At 37.9% G+C, this 21361-nt stretch carries 19 protein-coding genes and 1 tRNA gene; 10 read left to right on the forward strand and 10 right to left on the reverse strand.

From position 1 onward, the window contains the following. Positions 1 to 85: 85 nt before the first annotated feature. A complete protein-coding gene (locus AC2JBO_RS08620) occupies positions 86 to 811 on the reverse strand; it encodes a hypothetical protein (protein WP_496953224.1) in 726 nt (241 codons plus the stop codon). Between the two features lie 964 nt (positions 812 to 1775). Here AC2JBO_RS08620 and AC2JBO_RS08625 point away from each other — a divergent pair. Next, entirely contained in the window at positions 1776 to 2579 is an 804-nt protein-coding gene (locus AC2JBO_RS08625; protein WP_496953225.1) for a WecB/TagA/CpsF family glycosyltransferase, read from the forward strand. Positions 2580 to 2687: 108 nt separating this feature from the next. On the opposite strand, the gene AC2JBO_RS08630 is transcribed toward AC2JBO_RS08625, so the two are convergent. The 3 genes from AC2JBO_RS08630 to AC2JBO_RS08640 form a co-directional block, all read right to left on the reverse strand. Next, the gene (locus tag AC2JBO_RS08630; RefSeq protein WP_496953226.1) at positions 2688 to 3896 is read right to left on the reverse strand and encodes a glycosyltransferase family 4 protein; all 1209 of its coding nucleotides are present in this window, start codon (positions 3894 to 3896) and stop codon (positions 2688 to 2690) included. 131 nt (positions 3897 to 4027) lie between these two features. Further along, positions 4028 to 5245, reverse strand: coding sequence for a glycosyltransferase (locus AC2JBO_RS08635; protein WP_496953227.1), 1218 nt, complete (start codon positions 5243 to 5245; stop codon positions 4028 to 4030). A 23-nt stretch (positions 5246 to 5268) separates the two neighbouring features. Next, a complete protein-coding gene (locus AC2JBO_RS08640) occupies positions 5269 to 6591 on the reverse strand; it encodes an O-antigen ligase family protein (protein WP_496953228.1) in 1323 nt (440 codons plus the stop codon). Between the two features lie 736 nt (positions 6592 to 7327). On the opposite strand from AC2JBO_RS08640, the gene AC2JBO_RS08645 reads away from it, so the two are divergent. Continuing rightward, positions 7328 to 9643 carry a GumC family protein gene (locus tag AC2JBO_RS08645; protein ID WP_496953229.1) on the forward strand — a complete coding sequence of 772 codons (2316 nt, stop codon included), beginning with the start codon at positions 7328 to 7330 and terminating at the stop codon, positions 9641 to 9643. Positions 9644 to 9698: 55 nt separating this feature from the next. Next, complete coding sequence (locus AC2JBO_RS08650) at positions 9699 to 10961, forward strand: lipopolysaccharide biosynthesis protein (RefSeq protein WP_496953230.1); 1263 nt, start codon at positions 9699 to 9701, stop codon at positions 10959 to 10961. Positions 10962 to 11944: 983 nt separating this feature from the next. On the opposite strand, the gene AC2JBO_RS08655 is transcribed toward AC2JBO_RS08650, so the two are convergent. Beyond that, positions 11945 to 12892 carry a serine hydrolase gene (locus AC2JBO_RS08655; protein ID WP_496953231.1) on the reverse strand — a complete coding sequence of 316 codons (948 nt, stop codon included), beginning with the start codon at positions 12890 to 12892 and terminating at the stop codon, positions 11945 to 11947. Positions 12893 to 12915: 23 nt separating this feature from the next. Here AC2JBO_RS08655 and AC2JBO_RS08660 point away from each other — a divergent pair, with 23 nt between their 5' ends. Genes AC2JBO_RS08660 through AC2JBO_RS08670 form a run of 3 tightly spaced genes read left to right on the forward strand, consistent with a single transcriptional unit; the run spans position 12916 to position 15885 of the window. After that, a complete protein-coding gene (locus tag AC2JBO_RS08660) occupies positions 12916 to 13599 on the forward strand; it encodes a C40 family peptidase (protein WP_496953232.1) in 684 nt (227 codons plus the stop codon). Next, on the forward strand, positions 13596 to 14606 hold the full coding sequence (locus AC2JBO_RS08665; RefSeq protein ID WP_496953233.1) for a glycosyltransferase family 2 protein: 1011 nt from the start codon (positions 13596 to 13598) through the stop codon (positions 14604 to 14606). The genes AC2JBO_RS08660 and AC2JBO_RS08665 overlap by 4 nt, the downstream gene beginning before the upstream one ends. 46 nt (positions 14607 to 14652) lie before the next feature. Further along, positions 14653 to 15885 (forward strand): MFS transporter, encoded by a 1233-nt coding sequence (locus tag AC2JBO_RS08670; RefSeq protein ID WP_496953234.1) that lies wholly within the window; start codon positions 14653 to 14655, stop codon positions 15883 to 15885. 40 nt (positions 15886 to 15925) lie between these two features. Here the strand turns inward: AC2JBO_RS08670 and AC2JBO_RS08675 are convergent. Then, positions 15926 to 15999, reverse strand: a tRNA-Arg gene (locus tag AC2JBO_RS08675). A 51-nt stretch (positions 16000 to 16050) separates the two neighbouring features. Here AC2JBO_RS08675 and moaC point away from each other — a divergent pair. After that, complete coding sequence (moaC, locus tag AC2JBO_RS08680) at positions 16051 to 16536, forward strand: cyclic pyranopterin monophosphate synthase MoaC (RefSeq protein ID WP_496953235.1); 486 nt, start codon at positions 16051 to 16053, stop codon at positions 16534 to 16536. A gap of 84 nt (positions 16537 to 16620) precedes the next feature. Here moaC and AC2JBO_RS08685 read toward each other — a convergent pair whose 3' ends face one another. Next, the gene (locus AC2JBO_RS08685) at positions 16621 to 16815 is read right to left on the reverse strand and encodes a DUF2795 domain-containing protein (protein WP_496953236.1); all 195 of its coding nucleotides are present in this window, start codon (positions 16813 to 16815) and stop codon (positions 16621 to 16623) included. A gap of 211 nt (positions 16816 to 17026) precedes the next feature. On the opposite strand from AC2JBO_RS08685, the gene AC2JBO_RS08690 reads away from it, so the two are divergent. Further along, a complete protein-coding gene (locus AC2JBO_RS08690) occupies positions 17027 to 17275 on the forward strand; it encodes a hypothetical protein (RefSeq protein ID WP_496953237.1) in 249 nt (82 codons plus the stop codon). Positions 17276 to 17413: 138 nt separating this feature from the next. Continuing rightward, positions 17414 to 17722, forward strand: a complete 309-nt coding sequence (locus tag AC2JBO_RS08695; protein WP_496953238.1) for a DUF3181 family protein — start codon at positions 17414 to 17416, stop codon at positions 17720 to 17722. 251 nt (positions 17723 to 17973) lie between these two features. Here the strand turns inward: AC2JBO_RS08695 and AC2JBO_RS08700 are convergent, their stop codons facing one another. Both AC2JBO_RS08700 and AC2JBO_RS08705 read right to left on the reverse strand, forming a co-directional pair. Beyond that, on the reverse strand, positions 17974 to 18651 hold the full coding sequence (locus tag AC2JBO_RS08700; protein ID WP_496953239.1) for a PAS domain-containing protein: 678 nt from the start codon (positions 18649 to 18651) through the stop codon (positions 17974 to 17976). Beyond that, positions 18632 to 19081 carry a RepB family protein gene (locus AC2JBO_RS08705; protein WP_496953240.1) on the reverse strand — a complete coding sequence of 150 codons (450 nt, stop codon included), beginning with the start codon at positions 19079 to 19081 and terminating at the stop codon, positions 18632 to 18634. The genes AC2JBO_RS08700 and AC2JBO_RS08705 overlap by 20 nt, the downstream gene beginning before the upstream one ends. Positions 19082 to 19628: 547 nt before the next feature. Between AC2JBO_RS08705 and AC2JBO_RS08710 the strand changes: the two genes are divergently transcribed. Further along, positions 19629 to 19943 carry a hypothetical protein gene (locus AC2JBO_RS08710; protein WP_496953241.1) on the forward strand — a complete coding sequence of 105 codons (315 nt, stop codon included), beginning with the start codon at positions 19629 to 19631 and terminating at the stop codon, positions 19941 to 19943. A 989-nt stretch (positions 19944 to 20932) separates the two neighbouring features. Here the strand turns inward: AC2JBO_RS08710 and AC2JBO_RS08715 are convergent. After that, positions 20933 to 21319, reverse strand: a complete 387-nt coding sequence (locus tag AC2JBO_RS08715) for a Uma2 family endonuclease (protein ID WP_496953242.1) — start codon at positions 21317 to 21319, stop codon at positions 20933 to 20935. Positions 21320 to 21361: the final 42 nt, after the last annotated feature.

The raw sequence follows: 21361 nt of genomic DNA on the forward strand, positions 1-21361 counted from the left end.
AGCACTTTCTACTCAGCACTCAGCACTTTCTACTCAGCACTTTCTACTCAGCACTCAGCACTCAGCACTCAGTACTCTTCACTCATTAAAAGCCACCAAAGTTATAACCAACACCAACTAAAAGTCCAACATCGGTTTGGTCAAAAAATCCGGCGTTGATTGCTGCGGTTGCTGTAAATTGTTGAGTTAGCGGAAAATCTACTCCACCAGTAACCATAAACGCTACTTTTGAATTATCACCACCCGTTTTAATTGCGGCGCCGACTCCAGCATATGGTGCAATTGGTAATGGCTCTACAAATGGGTCTTCAGATTGCTGCAAGGAAAAATCATAAGTCACAGGTATCAATATAGCTGTGTTATTACCAAAGATTGCTGCTGGTCGAACTGAAAAAGCTCTTGTCAACCCAACTTTACTTATTACAGCAAAGTTACCGTCTCCTAGCGCCGAATCTCCACCCCCAAGACCAATATTACCCGCTACACCAACATAGCTTGAACCACCGCGAGTTGTTCTACCTGGGTCAATATCTGCTTGTGCTACTTGCTTAGTGGTTTGGTTTGTGACTTCCTGCGTTCGCTGTTCTGCTGGCAAATTTGACGACTGCATTAACGCAGCAGAAGTTGTTGCTGTAGTTCCTGGTACGGGTGTAACCACTACTGTACGCGCGCGCTTTAATGTCTGGGTCAGTGTTTGTGTACTACTTGCTGGTGTTGCTATCTGGGCAACTGCTGCTGTGCTTGCCAAAACGACCGTGGACGTTAAACCTAACGCACAGAAAATTCCATTGCGGGAAAAAATACTCTTCACGTTCACTCCTCAAAAAATACTATCACACCAATTAAATAGTAGTTGCTAGGCATGAATTTTTAGCAATACTCAACTATTAAACATCAAAAATTTAATTTCTACATCGTCTTTGAGATAGGAAAATATAATATTTATTACCAGTTTATACTACTATACAACATTAATTATACGGTTGACAAAAACTATCTAATATACATGTTACATCTACTTCCTACGCTCCACTAACAGATAATACAAAAATATCATAATTATGTCAACAACTCAAATTGTATATACCTATATAGGTATGTCACTAATTTTAGTCACTCGGTAAGAAATTTTTTAATATCAACAAGATATTGAAGTGGTTTAAGAAACTAGGTTTGTCTTTAGAATTGGCTTGGCTTGTTAAGTATAAAAAATGATTTATATTAAATATTATTTGTAGCAAAAATTACTTGGATATATTAGTTATATCACAATGGTGTTCAATAAGATCAAAATTGCTGATACTATTCGCAATGTGTCAGTTAAAGATTTTTTGATTTCGTAAAGTTTTACATTGTATATTATCTTTTTGTAAACATCGATAAAAGAAAAAAATTACATCTTTCCTACACAAGGAGGTCTTTACATAAATTTCATACATTTAAAGGTCAATACAATCACATAAATACGACAAAAGCAGTAAATAGCTTATTTTTTAGTATGAACTCACAAAATGCATCTTGTAGTTTCAATGAAAAGTATATGAACTTGATATGACTACATAGGTAAGTATGCTAATTTAAGATTAAGAGATTAAAAGATTGTCAATTTAAAACGGTGACAATACCGAAATTTCTCAGTAAACAATAGATATCCCAGCGAAACATTCTAAGATAAGAGCAAATATTACTTCAGTAGATTCTGCGTTTTTTTAATTAAATTTTACACAGATGTTTCAAATTTGTCTAAATCAAGTTCATATGAGCAGTGTTCTACCATGAATAAAGTCAAAATCCTAAATTTAGAAATCGACAATTTATCAAAGACTGAATTTTTGGAAAGCTTGAAATCAGGTGTTGTATTTACACCCAACGTAGACCATTTGATGAAGCTGCAAAAAGACCCAGAATTCTGCCAAGCTTACAGTATCAGTAATTATAAAGTTTGTGACAGTCAAATACTACTCTTAGCTTCCAGATTACTAGGTACTCCTCTGCGCGAAAAGATATCTGGCTCTGACTTATTGCCGGCTTTTTACAATTATCATAAGCATAATAAGAAAATAAAAATATTTCTTTTAGGCGCCAAAGAAGGAATTGCGAGTCAAGCACAGCAAAAAATCAACTCTAAGATTGGTAGAAACATTGTAGTTGGTTCTTATTCTCCGAGCTTTGGGTTTGAAAATAATCTTCCGGAATGTCAACAGATTACCGAGATGATAAATAATTCTGGTGCCACTGTTTTAATTATAGGAGTTGGCGCCCCTAAACAGGAAAAATGGATACATAAGTATAAAGACCAATTGCCACATATTCAGATTTTTATGGCACTTGGCGCCACTATTGATTTTGAAGCAGGAAGTGTGAAACGCGCACCGAACTGGGTTAGTCAAACTGGTTTTGAATGGTTGTTCAGATTGTTGTGTGAGCCAAAAAGGTTGTGGAGACGTTATTTAATCGAAGATATACCCTTTTTATTTCTGATTTTAAAACAAAAACTTAATTTATATGTGAAAAAAGACTATCTTAAGAAAGACCATAAAAATAATCGTCATTTTTGGCGCATGGCAGATAAATATTAAAAATATAGTTGTCGTAAATCATTTGTAAAATCTGTATGTTGTCGAGACCGAATTAATTTGGTCTCTACATGTTTTAAATTCATGATTAAATAACATGAAAAACCCTAATTATTTTGTCAAAATAATTCCTAGATTCTTGATTGCAAACGTGACTTTTTTGGAGAATTGTTCCTGTCTTGACTGTAGCCATTGAAAGCATTCATCAATTAGCTTGCTATTCATTTCTTGTCCAAAGTTGCTATTCAATAAATCAACTAAAGTATAAGCAAATTCATCAGGTCGTTCAGCAACTTTAATTATCGATGGATAACTAAAGATTCCTCGTAAAGCCATAGGAGTAGCGACTATCGGTAAACCTGATGCAATAGCATCAAGTGTTTTAATTTGAACACCACCACCTACTATCGAGGGAATAGCAATTACTTTTGCTTGTGCCATGAATGCCTGAACATCAGGAACAAAACCGCAATACTCAACATTTGCGTATTCTCCATTTAACCATTCAGCCCCTTTACCAGCAACGTGTATTGATAAATTTTTGGGTAAGTATGGATATACGGCTTGAAAAAACCACTTCAAACCTAATAAGTTAGCTTTCCAAGTCCAGCTACCAATAATACCGATATCAAATTTTGTCGGAATTTGATGCTGGAATGGTTTATAACTTAAAGTTAAGCTAGCGGGCAAATCGAAAACTATCGAATGCTGATTCAATTTATAAAAATACTTGGAATCATGCTCTGCCAAAGTCCAAACTTGGTGAGCGACACTTGCCAATTTGTCTTCTATGACTTTAATTAGACGTGCTTCACGAGAATAAATGTACTTAGATATCTGATTCTTTGTACTCTGGCATTGAGCTAAATAAACTTCATGCTCAATATTATGAGCCATTAGTATGATTTTAGTTTTTATGTTATTTTGTTTGCTGATTTTATTAGGTATTAATAAATTTATTATCCATCCTATTTGAGCATGGTCTATAATTATAATATCATAATTATTTTTTGTCAAAAGCACATTTACAATTTGTGAGTATTTTTTAGAATAATATTTTGTTGCCGAGTAAGGTAAGTTTTTAAAAAAGCTTTTAATCATCCACACAATTGATGATAAATAAGATTTATACGTTTCTATTTTGCGGGTGCCTACAGAAATTTCGTTAGTTCTAACTGTGTTTGAATCTTGCCTTTGATAAGCAACTACTGTAACTTCATACTGCTCCCTCTCAAGCGCTTCAATAAAAGTTTGAGATGCGATTTCACCACCTGTCTTTTTTGGGCTTGGGAGAACTGTTGTTAAGTACAATATTTTCATTTTAAAACAATTTAAAAACAGCAAAAAATTAAAACAATTGAATTTAGCTCTGACTGCAAAATATCATCTAGTGCGGTATATCTCCTCTATTACTCTTACTTACAGGCGCCTTCAAGTTATCAAATAACGTATCAGTTTCTTTTTGATAGTGGTAATTCAATCAAATAAGTTATTTCTTGAAGGACTTTTTCTAAAGTTTGTATTCCAAAAATAGATTCAAATAATTTCGAGTCAGGAATATTTTTTTGATCTGAAGATGATAATAAGTTAATTATTGTATCAGCAAAAGACTCTGGATTTTCAGCAATGTAAAAGTGTTTGTTAATGACTTCTGGTAAACCACTTATACCTTGTAAAGTCGATACTATAGGTTTATTGAATGCTAACATTTCAACTGATTTGATGCTGACACCGCTACCTGTAAGTGTTGGATTAATAAAAATACGACCTGAATTATAAATTTCTGCTGATGAAACTGGATTTATTTTAAGATGCACTCCTGCTTCCCGACACATATTCTTAACTTTTTCAACAGGTCTGGCGCCAGCAATCAAAACTTTGGTATTTGGTAATTTATTTAGTACAATAGGAAAAACTTCACTCAAAAACCAAGCGATTCCGGCAACGTTATTATTAGAATATAAATTGCCGCAAAAAACAATATCGTATTCGAGCTTAGTATCATCAAAGCTATTATTAATATCGTTTATATTCTGATAAAAATCTGCTAATGGTGGTAGATAACGTCCATTAGTAAAACCTTGCGACTGCCAAAATTTCAAATCATCCAAAGAGATATCGTAAAATAAAGCGCTTTTTGTGAGAATATTTTTCTCGTATTGTTCCATATGCATTTTCGAGAAAAAACTTCTAACTTTACTCAAACCTTTTGCGGAAGCAAATAATCTTTGAGAATATAAATATTCAATATTATGCGAACGGTAAATCAGCGGAATATTTAATTTTTTACTCAACTTACACGCAATTTCTCCACCTTGAATACCATCAAGCCATATTACATCAGGATGAAATGAATTAACTTCTTCTACAAGCGATTCTAATTTACTCGCGCTAACTATTCTAGAAGTGACTTCTAACGGATACTTCGATAACTGACAGATTTGCTGAATAGCTGAAAATACATCTTTTTTGTAAACTATTAAGCACAAGTTTTTGACATATCTGTTGATTTGAAGAATATCTTCTGATTCAGGAGCTTGATTCACCCAAGATATTATTTGCAACTCAATTCCAAGTTGCACGAAGGCTTTTATCCGGCGCCACATGTCTACTCGACCGCCATGAATTGCAGGATAGGGAATGTCGTGACATACTAAGGTAATCTTCATTTTAAAGTAAGTAAATAAACTATCTAGTAAAAATTTTGGTTGTTTGATGCTTCGAGTTCCATCCAGTTGTCAGGAACCGATTCATAGTTATAGTCTCGTAACTGCTGCAAGTTGAGCGATAGTGAAAACGCTGTTGACACATAAAGTATCCAGTAAATACTATTCGTTGCAACCAAAGTACTCTCGCTGATGTTGTAGATTAATAGATAAGTCAAAAACATCAAATGCCACATGCCCTCGACGTTTCGAGTCATTCGCAGCAGTTGAATACTTTTGAACAAAGCAATCATGTAGCTACATATAAAAGTTATTAATCCTGATATTCCCAACTCTGCGAGTAAGTCCATAACTCCGTTGTGACCATAGGGACACTCCCAAGCCAACTGGCGCCAGACATCGGCAGTAACAGGACTATCCCAGTCACGCCAAAACGCATTAAAGCCGTAACCATTTAGAGGACGTTCAGCAATTTTATCCAGCATTACAGCCCAAATATCAGTGCGTCCTGTTAACGTCAGGTCACGTCCAACAGCACCTGCAACGACATCAAGATTATCAAGTAATAAAATAGCTCCACCTCCAACTACCAGCACTACAGCGATAGTAAAGGGAATGAAGTAAGAGTAGTTCCAACGCCACGACCTGTACAGTATAAACGTGATTGTCAAAACAATAAATGCAATTAATGCTGTTTTTGAAGTACAAAGAATTACCAGCGCCACTGACATACCGTAACCGACCCAAGACAGCCAGTTATATTTTCTGTTTGCTGGCATTGGTTTACCAAGTGCAGTAAACATTAACACAATGCTACTTAGTACTACAAAGCGACCTAAGATATTTTTGTGTGTCATGATGCCACGCCATGCGCCTGCATGAACCCCTCCTTCCTGAAAGCTCATTAATCCGTAAAACGGTAAAGCAATTGCAAATACAAAACTTAATATCACTACTAGCCCACAAGCACAAGCAAACAGTTGTAATTGTTCACGTATAGTAAATCGCATCGCTAGATAGGCGCCAAATAAGCTAGTGCCCAGTAATAATAAACCCCTACGCAGTGTAATTTCAGGCGCCACAGTCCACAAACTTGAAGCGATAGCAATTCCAACGAGCAGCCAAACCCAAATATCATTCAGTGCTACGCGCTTAAAACCCTTCCACTGAAAAGCAATTAGCAGTGTAGTAACCGCATAAATTCCCATGAATAACACAGGACTGTAAGGGTCTGCTGCTACGCTCGAAGCACCTTCAGTGTCGAGAAGAACAGGTATTAACGCAGTTGTGGAAAAGAACAGCGAAAGCACTGCGAATATTTTTTCAGTAATCGTTGGAGTTGTAAGCATTGCAGATAATATCCTACAATATTTTTACTTTTGTTCAGAGAAAAATACTGATGAAGGAAAAGTAAGTTTTGACATCATAAGTATCATAGGTGTAAGTGGGACTCAAGTTATAACTCAAGCGCAATCAACTTCTCTATCAAGTTAAATGCTGCTTGCTGTTTTTTTTACCTTAGTTCTCAATCTCAGCTTCGAGTCAAACTAAGAGTACATAGGTGTATACTGATATTTTCAGAATAGTCTCAATAATCTAAATAATGTAAAGCTTTAGATTTGAATTTACTTAATCTTTACTCCTCGGATTATCATACAAATTTTTCGTAAAGCCGAATTAATCCCGCAGTGTACAAGATATCTTAAACAAAAGTAAATTTCTGATACTTATTCATTGACAAACAAGCTCTCCTTGTTAAGAATACATAAAGATATGAAAAATTTTCGGTGCAATTACGTTTAAAAGCATTACCTCATGGAATAAGTGAGATAAGACGTAGATATACTTGATTTCAGTGCCTCGGTGCAGTCACAGTTCCCGTTCGTTTTATCGAGCGACCGGAGTGATAGATTAAAATCCACTGTTTAGCTGTAAGATGTAATATATTTTGATACACATAAGATGCTCCCACGCAGCTATAGCGACTTATGTCAACAACGCTGCTTGTGCATTCGCAAAGACTCTATAGAATTTATAGAAAATAAATTTAGCCATAAAAATACTACTTATTAATCACGGGTTTTCATGGGAACACAAATACCAACTTCAGAAAACGGCGCCTTAAAGCATAAAAATCTTCACTCAACTGGACGCGAAGCTTTTTGGGCTTGGAAAAAGCCAGAAGCTGAGTCTGAACCGATGTTTTTGCCTGTTTTGGGAGTTCTGCGTCGAAACAAATGGTTAATTGCAGGAGTAACTGTAGCAGTTGCGACAATTTCCGTAGTTTGGGGTACGACGCAAGTGCCAAAGTATGAAGGTCGGTTTCAAATCATGGTGGAACCATTGAAAACTACTGACAGTGAACTTTTGAAATTATTATCTCAAACACTTCAGCAAAACGTAAACGAAATAACAAAGCAAAATACAACAGCCTTAGATTACAATGCTTTGATGGAGGTACTCAAGAGTCCAAAGTTAATAAAACCAGTTGTTCTGGAGTTAAAATCTGAGTACCCTGATATCAATTATGACCAGTTAGTTGGTAACGATGTAGCGGGTAAGGCGCCCGTTAACCGTGAGGGTACGCTAATGATGACACGCATTGCCAAAGGTAAAGACGAGTCGCGGGTGATTGAAGTACGTTACCGCGATAAGAATCCACATAAAATTGAGTCTGTTCTAGAACAATTATCTCAGGCTTATCGCAAATATAGTATAGAACAACAGCATAGTAGTTTGCGCCAAGGAATAAAGTTTGTTGAGCAGCAAATACCGAAGTTAAACATGCGTGTCAAAACACTTCAAGAACAACTTCAAGCGTTTCAACAACGTTACAGTTTTTACAACCCACAAATACAAGGTGAGCAGTTATTAAAGCGGCTTGACGATATTAAGGTAAAGCGATTGGAAACCGAGCGTAAATTTTTGGAAGCGCGGTCATTGTATACATCACTACAAAACCAGTTGGGAATGTCACAAAATGATGCAATTGCTGCTAGTGCTTTAAGTGAGTCGCCTCAGTATCAGCAATTACTAACTCGTATAAGAGAACTTGATGCTCAAATAGCTGCTCAGTCGGTGCGATATCAAGAAGCAAGTCCAGTAATGCGAAACTTACGTGAGCAGCGTCAAAAACTACAGCCCTTATTACAACAAGAAGAACGATTAGCATTAGGGAACCGTACAGGAGCAACACCAGCAAACCAAGTTAATACTTATCAAAATACGGTGCGACGCGACTTGACGAAACAGCTTGCTGATAGTACCAATCAAATGCAGTTACTGGATGCGAGTTTACGCGCGTTAACCCAAGCTGAGTTTGAACTAAACGAACAAATCAAGCAATACCCATTAGTCGCGCGTCAGTACAGTAATTTACAGCGCGACTTGCAAATTGCTACCGATACCCAAAACCAACTTCTTGCTAGACAAGAAGCTTTGCGAGTTGATGCAGCGCAACAAGAAGTACCTTGGGAGGTAATAATGCCTCCAACTTTACCGCGCGACAAAAAAGGTCGTTTAATTCCGATTAAAGCTACTCCTTCCCAAAGCCTTGTACTTGGTGGAATTGCTGGTTTGCTTCTAGGTGTCGGCGCCGCATTCGTGTTAGAAAACTTCAAAAATGTTTTTCATGACCTAAACGAAGTAAAGCGTGCGGCAAAATTACCTATTATCGGCTCAATTCCTTATTGTCAAAACGTTCCGATTCCAGCAGTCAGTAACGTGATTCAATTGCATGGTAGAGAAAGTCTTGAAGATAAAAGCGATACAAAATCAAATACTGTATTGAAGCAAAACGAAAATGCAGTTTTTACGCAAACCTTTTGTTCGCTTTATAACCGCATTCAATCTCTGAGCAAGGAAATGCCGATTCGCACAATCGCCATAACATCCACAACAATAGGTGAAGGTAAAACCACTGTAGCAGTAAACCTTGCCCAGATTGCAGCGGAAGCAGGGCAAAAAGTTCTACTCGTTGACGCTAATTTACAACATCCACAACTTCATGCTCAATTAGGAATGCCAAATGTTCAAGGATTAAGCGAAGTCCTCTCACAAGGGTTAGATATTGACTCAGCTATTCAACTGTTACCAAAAGAGGAAAATCTTTATTTGTTAACTGCTGGTCGGGTCAAAGCAAATCCAAACAAGTTATTTACCTCTGCTCAGATGAATAATTTCGTCGAGCTATCACGCACTCACTTCGATTTAGTAATTTATGATACACCTAGTTTTTTAGGAAGGTTGGATACTAATGCTATAGCCAATCGCTGTGATGGTATATTATTTGTTGTTGGATTAGGTAAAACCTCGCGTCCCAATTTTCAACAAGTAGTAGAGGAGTTAAAAGGAGGACAAATCGGAATTTTAGGTATGGTAACGAATAGTTTAGAAAATTAGATTATTTAGTGCTGAGTGCTGAGTAGAGACGCAATTATTATTTTGTGAAAATGCAGTGAGTGTTATTCAAAGCCTAATTGGGCAAATTCAAAAAAAGCTATCGAACCAGTTTTTGCGTAACCTCAGCTGGTTAGGGATGGCAGAAATGATCTACCGTGTTATTCGCTTAGTACTTATTGCAATTATGGCGAGGTATCTAAGTGATTATGACTATGGGTTAGGCGCCATAGTTTTGACGGTAAGAGAGTTTGCGGTAAATTTTAGTAACTTGGGTATTGGCGCCAAAATAATTCAAGCTGAAGAAGAAGAGTTAAAAGAATTATGTGATTCAGCGTACTGGTTAAACTGGTTAGTTTTTGCTAGCCTATTTGTGATTCAATGTATTATTTCATTACCAATTTCAAAGGCTCAAAATACTCCTGAAGTCGTCTTACCAATATGTGTATCAGCAATTGCTTACTTAATTTGGCCTATTAGTAGTATTCAAAAAACTTTACTTCAAAGAGCAAACCGCTTCAAATTTATTGCAATTACCGACAGTATCCAATTTTCCTTAGCCAGCTTCTTATCTGCAATATTCGCTATAATGCATATGGGAGTTTGGGCATTTGCATTACCTGCTGTAATTGTTGCTCCGATTGAAATTTTTGTTTATTTTAAAAATAGCAATTGGCGAATTAAAACAGGATTTACAACAAAGCACTGGCGCCAAATTTGGGATTTTGGTAAAAATATATTAGCTATAGGATTATTTAAAACGTTACGAAATAACTTAGACTACTTAATCATATTCAATTTTTTGGGAGTTAAAGAATTAGGTATATATTTCTTTGGTTTTAATGCTGGCTTAGGAATTAGTTTAAGTATTATTAACGCCGTCAACTCGGCGATATTACCACATTTATGTGCTGTACGCACTCAATTTGACGAATTTAAGAGAACGTATTTCCACACCCTAAAAATCATAGCTAAAATTATTTTTCCTTTTGTACTACTGCAATCAACTCTGGCGCCGTTTTATGTACCAATAGTTTTCGGGCAAAATCGAGTTAATGCAATTCCCATTATCATTATAGTTTGTTTATCAGCACTTCCAAGACCTTTTGCAGATGCAGCCTCCCAGCTACTTGTTACGATAGGTAAACCAGATTTAGACCTACGCTGGAACTTGATATTTACTTTAATATTTGGAGTTGCATTGCTTGTGGGCGCCAAATTTTCAATACTTGGAGTTGCGATAGCTGTTTTATGGGCACATGTTACCTGTTTGCCACTATTTTCTCTTTGGGTAACACAACGTGTTTTTGGGAAAAAATAATCGCAACGGATGTAACGGATAAACCTTTAATTTTAGAGCGTTGCTGTAGCATAGGCGTCTCGCCTGTGCAGTGCTGCTTCGGTGTGGCGCGACTTTTGGAGCAAAAGCTAAGTTAACTAGTAGTAATTTATATAGTAAATATATTTAGTTTAAATATATACTGTTAACAAAAATGAAAGAATTTCAAGTATTGGCTCATTAAATAATACCAATTATAAGCTATTATATGATGTGGTTGCCCATGAAGCAATTTGGTACTATTGGTTAACTCTTATTCCACCTATCATTTATTTTAACAAACGCTTTCTGAATGTTTTCTTCACATCCACAAGCTTTACAATTATGCTTCTAAAGTACTCTAAAAAGGTAGTAAGGTTTGTAGTTTTTAGATAAATTGGCGCCGTTATTAGTACTACTGGTTGAGTAAACAGGTAGTACGGTTCGCAATACTGCTCGGTTAACGTATGTAGAGACGTTACATGTAACCTCTCGGAGCGGGGTTTCACGTTTCGCGATTTGCTATCCCTTGCAGTATTGGTACAGTTCGTAGTTTTTAGATAAATTGGCGCCATTATTAGTACTACTGGTTAAGCAAACAGGTAGTACTGTTCATAGCTTTTAGATAAATTGGCGCCGTTACTGGTACTACTGGTTAGGTGAACAGGTAGTACTGTTAGATTGTAAGTATTTAGTTTGAATATATACCAGTCTTAAAAATAAAAATTCGATTTTTACACCATATAAATACTGAATTTTGATAATTTTATAATTAAATAATACAAGTGTTAAGCCTCAGTTGCTTGCATCAAAATGTCTACGATTACGGGTTTTGTATTATAAAACTTCACCCAATTTATAGGTAAATATAGTTTTAAATAGTAAAACATATCATTCATTAATTTTATGCCTGCTTACAATTTGAATAATGGACAGGCGGGACGCCTATCCTACACATAAAATAAATTATCCGTTACATCCGTTTATCATCCGTTGCCAAGGCTACCAATGGCTTCAGCAAATTGTTGTGAAACAAAGGGTAAAATCTCGCGACTTTTGGCTTGAGGTTTTCCCTCAGTAAATACAACTAATAAATAAGGACGTAAGTCTGGAATTTCTATATAAGCTGCGTCGTGACGAACTTGGCTCGTCCATCCGGCTTTTGACCATAGTTGTGCATTTTCAGGTAGTCCGGCGCCTAAAAAACCTGTAACTTGGTCTTCTTCAACATCTTGGGGTAATAATTCTTTTTTGATATCGCGCGAAAGTAACTTCATCATCGCAGTTCCGCGCGCGCTGGAAACAGCGACTCCACCAATAATACTGTGCAGTAATCTAGCAGTTGCATTAGTTGTTAACATATTGCGATTTTCCAGCATTTGCCCATAAAACATGCGCTCACGTCCATAAGATCCATCACACCAAGTTTTTTGACAAACGTTTATATTGCTTAACTCATCCCAACCTAAAGACTGATAATATCTATTAACTATAAAACGTTGATATTTCCATGTGTCAAAAGGGCCTGGTGGAAGTTCTGGGCCAGAAGTTGTACCGCTAAGTATATCCATTACCAAGCTAGTTGCATCATTGCTAGAATCAACAATCATATCGCGCATTGCCCGTTCTAACTCCGATGATTCGACAGTCATACCTTTTTCTAGCCATTCTTGTGCTGCTACTAGGTAAAACAACTTCACAACACTCGCAGGATATACTCGTTCGGCACCACGGTAAGTAAATCCACGCACAGGATGATTCCAAAAAGCATCTGGTGTTAGTGCCCCACCAGTATTTACAAGTACGGGCGGGTCGTAGACAATCCAAGTCAGTGCAATTTGTTCACTCTTTAGCGTTGGAAATTTACTCCAAGTAGTCTCTAACACACTTTGCCCGAGTTGTTCTAATTGTTCGTCTGTACTGAAAAAGTTCATTTTTTGCACTTAACCTTGAACATATGGTTTTCAATATTGAATCTAAAACCTTAGAGTACGAATGTCTAGCTGACTTAAATCTATATGACTCCCCTGAATGTTCCCGACTTGCAACACAAGCGGCAACTGGAAGACATCTAAAATTTATATCAAATCAGGATACAGCGATTGAGGTACGTTTGTGTGAAGATAACTACCCAGGCTGGTTGGCAGTTTCAGATTTGAGTTTACTACAACCATGCAATGTACCTTATCGACCGAAAACATTTGCTTATGAAGATATTAAAAAACTGCTACCTCTTGTAATTGACTTTACTCACCATGCCATGCAACAGTCTAATTATTACCTGTGGGGTGGTACTGTAGCGCCAAATTATGACTGTTCGGGGTTGATGCAAGCTGCTTTTGCATCAGTAGGAGTTCGTCTTCCGCGCGACGCATATCAACAGGAGGCTTTTTTATACAAGATTGCTGTTACAGAATTAGAGCCAGGTGATTTAGTATTCTTTGGAACTCCCCAAAAAGCAACGCATGTAGGACTTTATTTAGGTGATGGTCGTTATATCCATAGTTCCGGGAAAGAACATGGACGTAATGGCATTGGTATTGATATCCTTTCGGAACAAGGCGATACTGTTAGCCAGTCATACTATAAACAGCTGCGCGGTGCGGGTAGGGTTTTGAGAAGTTTTGAGGCAATTGTATGAGGAGTGGGTTAGTTTCGCAATTAATGGTTGGACAAAATGGGGTGACTCCAATCATACCTGATGTGTCAATAGTGGCACCTGTATATAACGAAGTCGAAAGCATCCCCCATTTACTTGATGCTATCGCGTCTGTCTTTCGTGACAGTGGAATAACTTATGAAATTATTTTGGTAGACGATGGTTCGACTGATGGGTCAGCGCAGTTACTCAAGCAGGTAGCATTAGCTCGTAATGATTTAAGAGCAATTCTTTTACGTCGTAACTACGGTCAAACTGCGGCAATGGCTGCCGGCTTCAATCATGCACTGGGTAAAACTATTGTAACATTAGATGCCGATTTGCAAAATGACCCAGCAGATATACCGTTACTGCTGGCAAAGCTCGATGAAGGCTACGATATGGTCAGCGGTTGGCGCCAAAAACGTCAAGACAAAGCTTTGACGCGGTTATTGCCTTCCAAAATTGCCAACTGGATAATTCGTCGCATCACTGGAGTACGAATTCATGATTATGGTTGTTCGCTCAAAGCATACCGCAGTGAACTTGTCGCGGATATGAATTTATACGGCGAACTGCATCGTTTTTTACCAGCGTTAGCATACATCGAAGGTGCCCGTATTGCTGAAATGCCTGTGAGACACCATGCTCGGCGTTTTGGCGCAAGTAAGTATGGACTGGCAAGAACTTTTCGAGTCATGATGGATTTACTTACCATTGCTTTTATGAAAAAGTTCCTTACCCGTCCCATGCACGTGTTTGGGTTATTAGGGTTAGGTTCAATAGTATCTGGTGGCGCCATTAGTATTTACTTGACTTTTGTCAAATTAGTATTTAACGAGGATATCGGAAATCGTCCACTGCTGATTTTAGCCGTGCTGCTTCTTGTTACAGGCGTTCAGTTATTTTGCTTCGGTTTACTCGCAGAATTATTAATGCGTACCTACCACGAATCACAGGGACGACCAATATACCGCGTTCGGGAAGTTGTATCAAATGATGTGAAGTAATGTAACAATAAAGGGATTAATTATTAATCCCTCAAACACATCTACCGTGGACGTACACACATTTGATTCAAGACTGAACCGTAACTTGTATGTATTATTTGCAGCAGGTTTATTGTTTTGGTCGAGTATGGCTTCGCAGTTGCCAACACTACCTTTGTATATACAACACATTGGGGCGACTAAACAGCAAATCGGGGTGACGATGGGCAGTTTTGCCATCGGTTTGTTATTGTTTCGTCCTTATTTAGGAAAATTAGCTGATGAACGTGGACGTAAGATTGTACTAATTATTGGTGTTTTAGCTGCTGCTTTGGCGCCGCTTGGTTACGCAGTTGCGACATCAGTACCGATATTAATGGCATTACGCGCGTTTCACGGTATAAGCATTGCTGCTTTTACAACAGCTTTTAGTGCGTTGGTTACAGATATTGCCCCAAGTACGAAACGCGGTGAGATTCTTGGATATATGAGTTTAGTTAACCCTGTTGGCATGGCTATCGGCCCTGCCATAGGTGGTTATTTACAAGAATATGAAGGCTACGTACCTTTGTTTTTACTTGCTACTGGGTTGGCAACCGCTTCACTACTATGTACATTACAAGTTGTAACTCCAGTTTTGATGGCGCCGACTCAACAAGAAACAAATAATGATAAAAATAAATTCTGGCGAATTCTTCTAAGTCCGAGAGTTAGAATTCCAACTCTCGTGATGCTTATTGTTGGACTAGCATTTGGAACTATTAGTACTTTCGTGCCTTTATTTCTCAAATCGACTCAAGTAGATTTGAATGCGGGATTATTTTACACCGCAGCAGCAATTACAAGTTTTAGTATTCGGTTGTTCACAGGTAAAACTAGTGACCGCATCGGACGAGGTTTATTTATAACTATTGGTATTGCCTGCTATAGCGTAGCCATGTTTTTACTGTGGCAAGCAAACAGCGCAGTTGACTTTTTGCTAGCAGCTTTAATTCAAGGCGCCGGAGGTGGAACATTAATACCAATGGTAGTAGCAATGATGGCAGACCGTTCGCTACCTAATGAACGGGGACGAATATTTGCTTTATGTATTTCAGGATTTGATGTTGGTATCGCGATAGCTGGCCCAGTTTTAGGTTCCGTTGCTGAAGAGGTTGGTTATCGCAGTATGTTTGGTTTCGTTGGAATACTAACTGTGATCGCGATTATTATTTTCTTAACTCAGTCAAGTAAAAGCTTACGCGCTTCCGCACTTTTTGCCTTGGGTAAAGGTACAGATGTATATTCATTAAATCAATAAATGTAGAGACCGTAAATTTACGGTCTCTACATCATCTTAGCGGGCGGGAAGGGATTCGAACCCCTGACACCGTGGTCCGTAGCCACGTGCTCTAGTCCACTGAGCTACACGCCCTTGCACTCACAAGAATTAATATTAGCACAGCCATTATAAAAACACAAGACAATGAACGAAAATTTTTCTACGAACCTGAGTCACCTTGACAAAAAGGGACAAGCGCAAATGGTGGATGTATCAGACAAAGCATTTACCGCGCGTACAGCTGTTGCAGTTGGACGAGTGCGGATGTTGAGCGAAACGTTTGCTGCAATTGAAGCGGGTAACGTTCCAAAGGGTGATGTACTATCTACCGCGCGACTTGCAGGAATAATGGCAGCGAAACAAACCGCGAATTTAATACCTCTATGTCATCCTCTTCCAATACAGAAAGTCGAAGTTCAAATAATACCGCAACCGCAATTACCAGGTTATGAGATTCAAGCAACCGTTAAAACCAAAGCTGAAACGGGGGTAGAGATGGAAGCTTTAACAGCAGTCTCGGTTGCTGCACTAACTTTATACGATATGGCAAAAGCCATAGAAAAGTCGATTCAGATTGAGTCTATTCAGTTGGTGAGCAAAACAGGAGGTAAATCTGGTGATTTTGGTTAAACATTACAAAAAAGGGCTATTGAATAGCCCCTCTAAATTTACCAACCATAATTTAAATTACACACAATCTCAAAAAAATTGAAATTAATTTATGCTGCTTACAGCTTGACTTACAGCAGTAGGGCTTCCATATTCATTATCAGGTAGCTTTTCTAAAACTGAAATGGCGTTGTCATCGGCGCCATTCTTTTGGGCTTGTTTCACCAATTCATCTTTGCTTGCCGGATAATCCATGCCTTTCAAATGCTTTTGTAATTGGATTGGATTAATCTTAGCCATAAATGTGTTTCTCTAATTCAGCAACAGTTATATATCATTACAAGCAAAAAAATTAACTACCTCTATCAAAAGATAAAGCAAATCACATTTATTTAAATAAAAAATTCCTCCACTTGGTATAGGAGTCATATTTTCAGCCTTGTCAACAAAAATCACCTTTCAACTATATAATGCGATACAATCAATCCTGTTGGTAAGATTCTTAAGTATTATGCCTCCGCGTTGGTCTCGTATACCCACCCGTCAAGACCCAGATTTCCGTAAATTGGACGACCGCATGAATTTTGCTGTACATGTGGCAATCTTTGCTGCAACCAATTCGGGAATGTGGTTTTTCCATAATTTTCTCAAAACAACCTGGGAATGGTTGCCTTGGGTAACTCTCTCGTGGTTAGGTGTATTGCTAGCACATCTTATTTATATTGCACTACTTGCCGATTATTCACAAAAAACACCCTAAATCCACCGAATAAAGGAATAGCGGTGCGATTCTGAAAATTGTAACTTGAGGTAGTGGAGCCAATTTCAGTAAGGGCGCCATAATAATGAATAGCTTGGAGTTTGAATTTAATATCTAGCTAACTGAGGTTGATTTTTTATGGCTAACACAAATACTACAGAACTCCTCGAAGCCCTAGCTGCTGAAATTGGTGAAAATATATACATTGATATTTCTAAGTGGCATCTGTATTTATCGAACGCAAAATTACATACAGTTGTTGCCGAGAAAATGTATCCTTTGTTGACATCAAAGTCTGTAAGCGAAGACCGAGTTACTCAAGTTCTACAATCAATCCCCGTAAAGATTGGTGGTGGTAGACGTGAACTACCTTTGAGCGACTTACTGCCACTCCAGTGCCAGGTTAATTTAGTAGATATACTCGAAAAGTTTCAGTACAACTTGTAGAAAATATACTAACAAAGAAGTTTGGGAGTATGAAAATGACTCAGAACCACTAACACGAAAACAAGCGTACTTCAAACTGAAGAAAATGGTCGAAAAAGCTGGTAAGTGAATTATTTGTTCTTTCATGGTAGATACCCGGTTTGTTAACAAACCGGGTATCTACTATATAACCGTAGATTTAACCCAGATAGTAATAATTTTAATTTTCAAAATTTAAATAACTTTGATATCAAACAATGACCTTTGTAACCTTAAGCGACAAAGGCACCTGACGGAATAGGCACGAGCTGAGGAGTAGACAAGCAGGTTCCCTGTCTATACCAAACCCCCTCAGCTTCAAAAGCCTCAAACTGAGTTGTTAAAATTGCCCAAGCTTGCTCGTTTAACCCAGCCGAATAAGTCCAGGTAAATTGTCTATCTTGTTGCAATCGTTTTTCCAGCTCCTCCAAATCCTCTGGTAGCCAAAAGCGAGTCATGACTCTCTGAGTAGCCATCTCTGGAGGTGTTTGTAACATATCAGCCATCGGCTGGTTGACGATAATCTGCTTACGAGTATCCTGCCTTACAATGCTAATGGGTCGTTCGCATTCAGCAGCTACAATCATCCGTCTCAGTAGTCCAACTGGCATTTCCAATTGGCTACAAAAAACGGCGCCTTCAGTGCGTAAAATGCGTTCGGCTGTTTCGGATGGTGTTGGCACACTCCCAGAGGACATCCAAGAGTAAAACTCAATCGGTTGCTTACACCGTCTCCATCCGATACGAACCTTACCATTAAACTTTGCTGCAGTTTCGCTCAAAGCTTCTCCGTAGCTTTGAGCGAGGTGAGTAGCATCTCGCTTTGTAGGAGCGACAATAGAAACCCCTTCGTAAGAGATTTTGTAGTCCCAACCAGGTAAATTCAGAATCTTAAGAATACTCGCACTCACCTTCTTTTATACCTCCAGTATATTTATATAGTTTTACACCACTTGAACCGTGATCCACGGAAACTTTATAGGTTTCTTGCCAAATCATTTTTCTTTCTTCCTCTGTTAGAGCTAAGGCAGACGTAATGATGGCGAAGTCTCCTGGTGTTGGTAGCACTTCCCCTTTTGCTATCGCTTGCAAATTTTTGATACCACAGCGCTTCAGCTTTGGCATGTTCACACGCGCCAAGTCCGCTACTGTTCTTGGGGGTGACTCAATAGAGTCCTGCAATACGCCCTTAGAAGCCACCCACTCGTATAGAATCTCCTCCAGCACGTCGCTTTGAGATAACCCCTCACGCGCGCAAATGCTCTTGAAAGTCCGTGCTAATGAACTTGGTACATAACCGCTGACTTGTTTGTATTCGTCAGAACGTCTTCTGTCAGTCATGGTTTCGACTGTCCTCCCTAGTGTTTTATCCAACGCTTGTTTCTATTTTCTCTCATGACAGCTAAAAATCAAGACATTTTGTGCCAAAATTTTTAAATGACATATTGACATTAAAAAATGACAAGAGCTAGTATAAAAGTGTAGAGTAATAAGTGACTGAAGGAAAAGAATGGTAGGACACCCCGAAGTGCTAGCTCCTCCGTGTTGAAGACTAGCGAACAGACCGATAACAAGGAATCCGAGGTTTTTCTCTGATGTATCTAGTATATATCGTGTCACTTACTTACGCAATACCTGTCAACTTAAGTACCTAACTTATTTTGTCTTCAATATCTATCTATAGTTGTAAATTAAGCGCGGCATCTTCCCTTATTTAGACAAACTCGTATCAACCAGAGTGCAGTAAACGGAATGCTATACTCGCTTACTACCAAATCGTATCCAGAAAAAACTTTCTTACAATGTTCCGGTTACAACAAGAGCCTGTATCAGGTTTAGCAAAACTGGATTATGTAAAAACTTCATGGTATTAAATCGACGTTCATGTATGACACAACTAACTTTTAGCGAATTCATCCATCCTAATTCCAATTTTCCCAGCGTATCGAATCATCATGGTAGTGATGAGCCAATGATGGACGTATATACGATGGCTGGGCTAATTCTATACTCTGCTTGTGCCAATAATAACAGTCGCGCGAAAGCAAACACCCTTGAGGTCTCAGCAGCCAATGCCGGACTGGTAGATGTTCGGTCATTGTTCGAGCGGTGTAAAACAGGTGACAGAACAGCCATACTAGAGATGATTGGGCTGATGGCAGCAGGGTTAGAAAACAGAATTCAAAAGCTTGAACCCGTCTAAAAACGGTGTTTGAGGATGGTTTAATTGCATAGGAAACGTCAGAGACATTTAATAAATGCCTCTGTTTTTTTTGCATTTGCAAGAATATTGAGAATAATAATTATTATCAAATAGAACGGGCATCCTTGCCCGTGGCTGCTCATTTCTTACACAGCGCTAGCTTGCTCATTTCTTGTACAAAGGCGGGCAGGGATGCCCGCTCCACAAGAGTTTTTTACCCCTTCACCCTTTACCATGAACCCCCTTTCAAAGAGTTTCTAACATTAACTTGATATTTATTCTCATATTTAAGTAATATTTGGTAGACGAATATGACACAATAAAATCTGTCATCTTTGCTATTGACGGTATTTACTGAAAATTGATTGTGCCAAACCAAAATCCGTCATACACGGCGTTGATGATTAGTTAAAAATGATGCATTAGAAACTAAAAAATGACTGACAAAATACTCATAAATATCCGTAAAAACAACATAAGTTTATACAAAATAGCTGTTTATTTACACCTTTTTAATTTTTCTGAGATTATTATCTAAACATGGTTGAGAAATTCACGTAAGTGAATCCAACTAGGTAAACAGAATCAAACTCTCTAATTATCAGGGATTGCAATCTACTTATCCTAGTTATCAGTCTAAGTATCTACCAGTGAAAGCTGTATTTATTGCAATTAAATATAGCAATCACAATCAAATGACTTTTTTAGAACCTCCAATTTAATTATTTAGGGTGCATCTATTTTTTAATGTTAACTTTTTTCTTAAATTTCTAATGGCTGTACTAGCATTATTAACGCGCGCTTTTTGCAAAGTTTCTTGAACAATATCTATTACATTTATGTTTGGAAAGTATTTGCTATTTTGCTTGAGAGTATATTCTTTACGTTCTAAATGGTAAATAAATAGTTGGTTTCTTTTGAATAACCAAACTTCAGGAACTTGGTAAGGCAAGTAGTCATTAATATCTGTATAGCTAGTGACATCTATTTCAATAGCGCGCGTCAGGTGAGGGGTCTACACCCCAATTAATCCTATCTTTACCTGCTACAGCAGCCCAATTATCTATATAAAAGCAATAGTCTGGCTCTACCCCACTGACTTCAACTATTTCCATCGTAATTGGTGTGAATGCTTCGTAATTTTGCTCTAAGTTATCTAATAAAGCAATTACAACCATTGAGATAATATGGACATCGCGTCCATGTTTTGGCAACGGTGACATCAATAATATTTCCCCTGGTCGATATTTGATACGTGGCGAAGGTCTATCTCCCAGCAATTGGCATAATTTTTCATACTCATGCCAACTACCAGGAAGACGGATTACAGTACCTGGGGGTAAATGGATTTTTTCTGGTGTTATAACGGCAAACATATACTTTTGTATGTTCTAATTATCGCAAATAGCTTTATTTTA

Source organism: Calothrix sp. CBUCES-K 9914 (genome assembly GCF_059640475.1).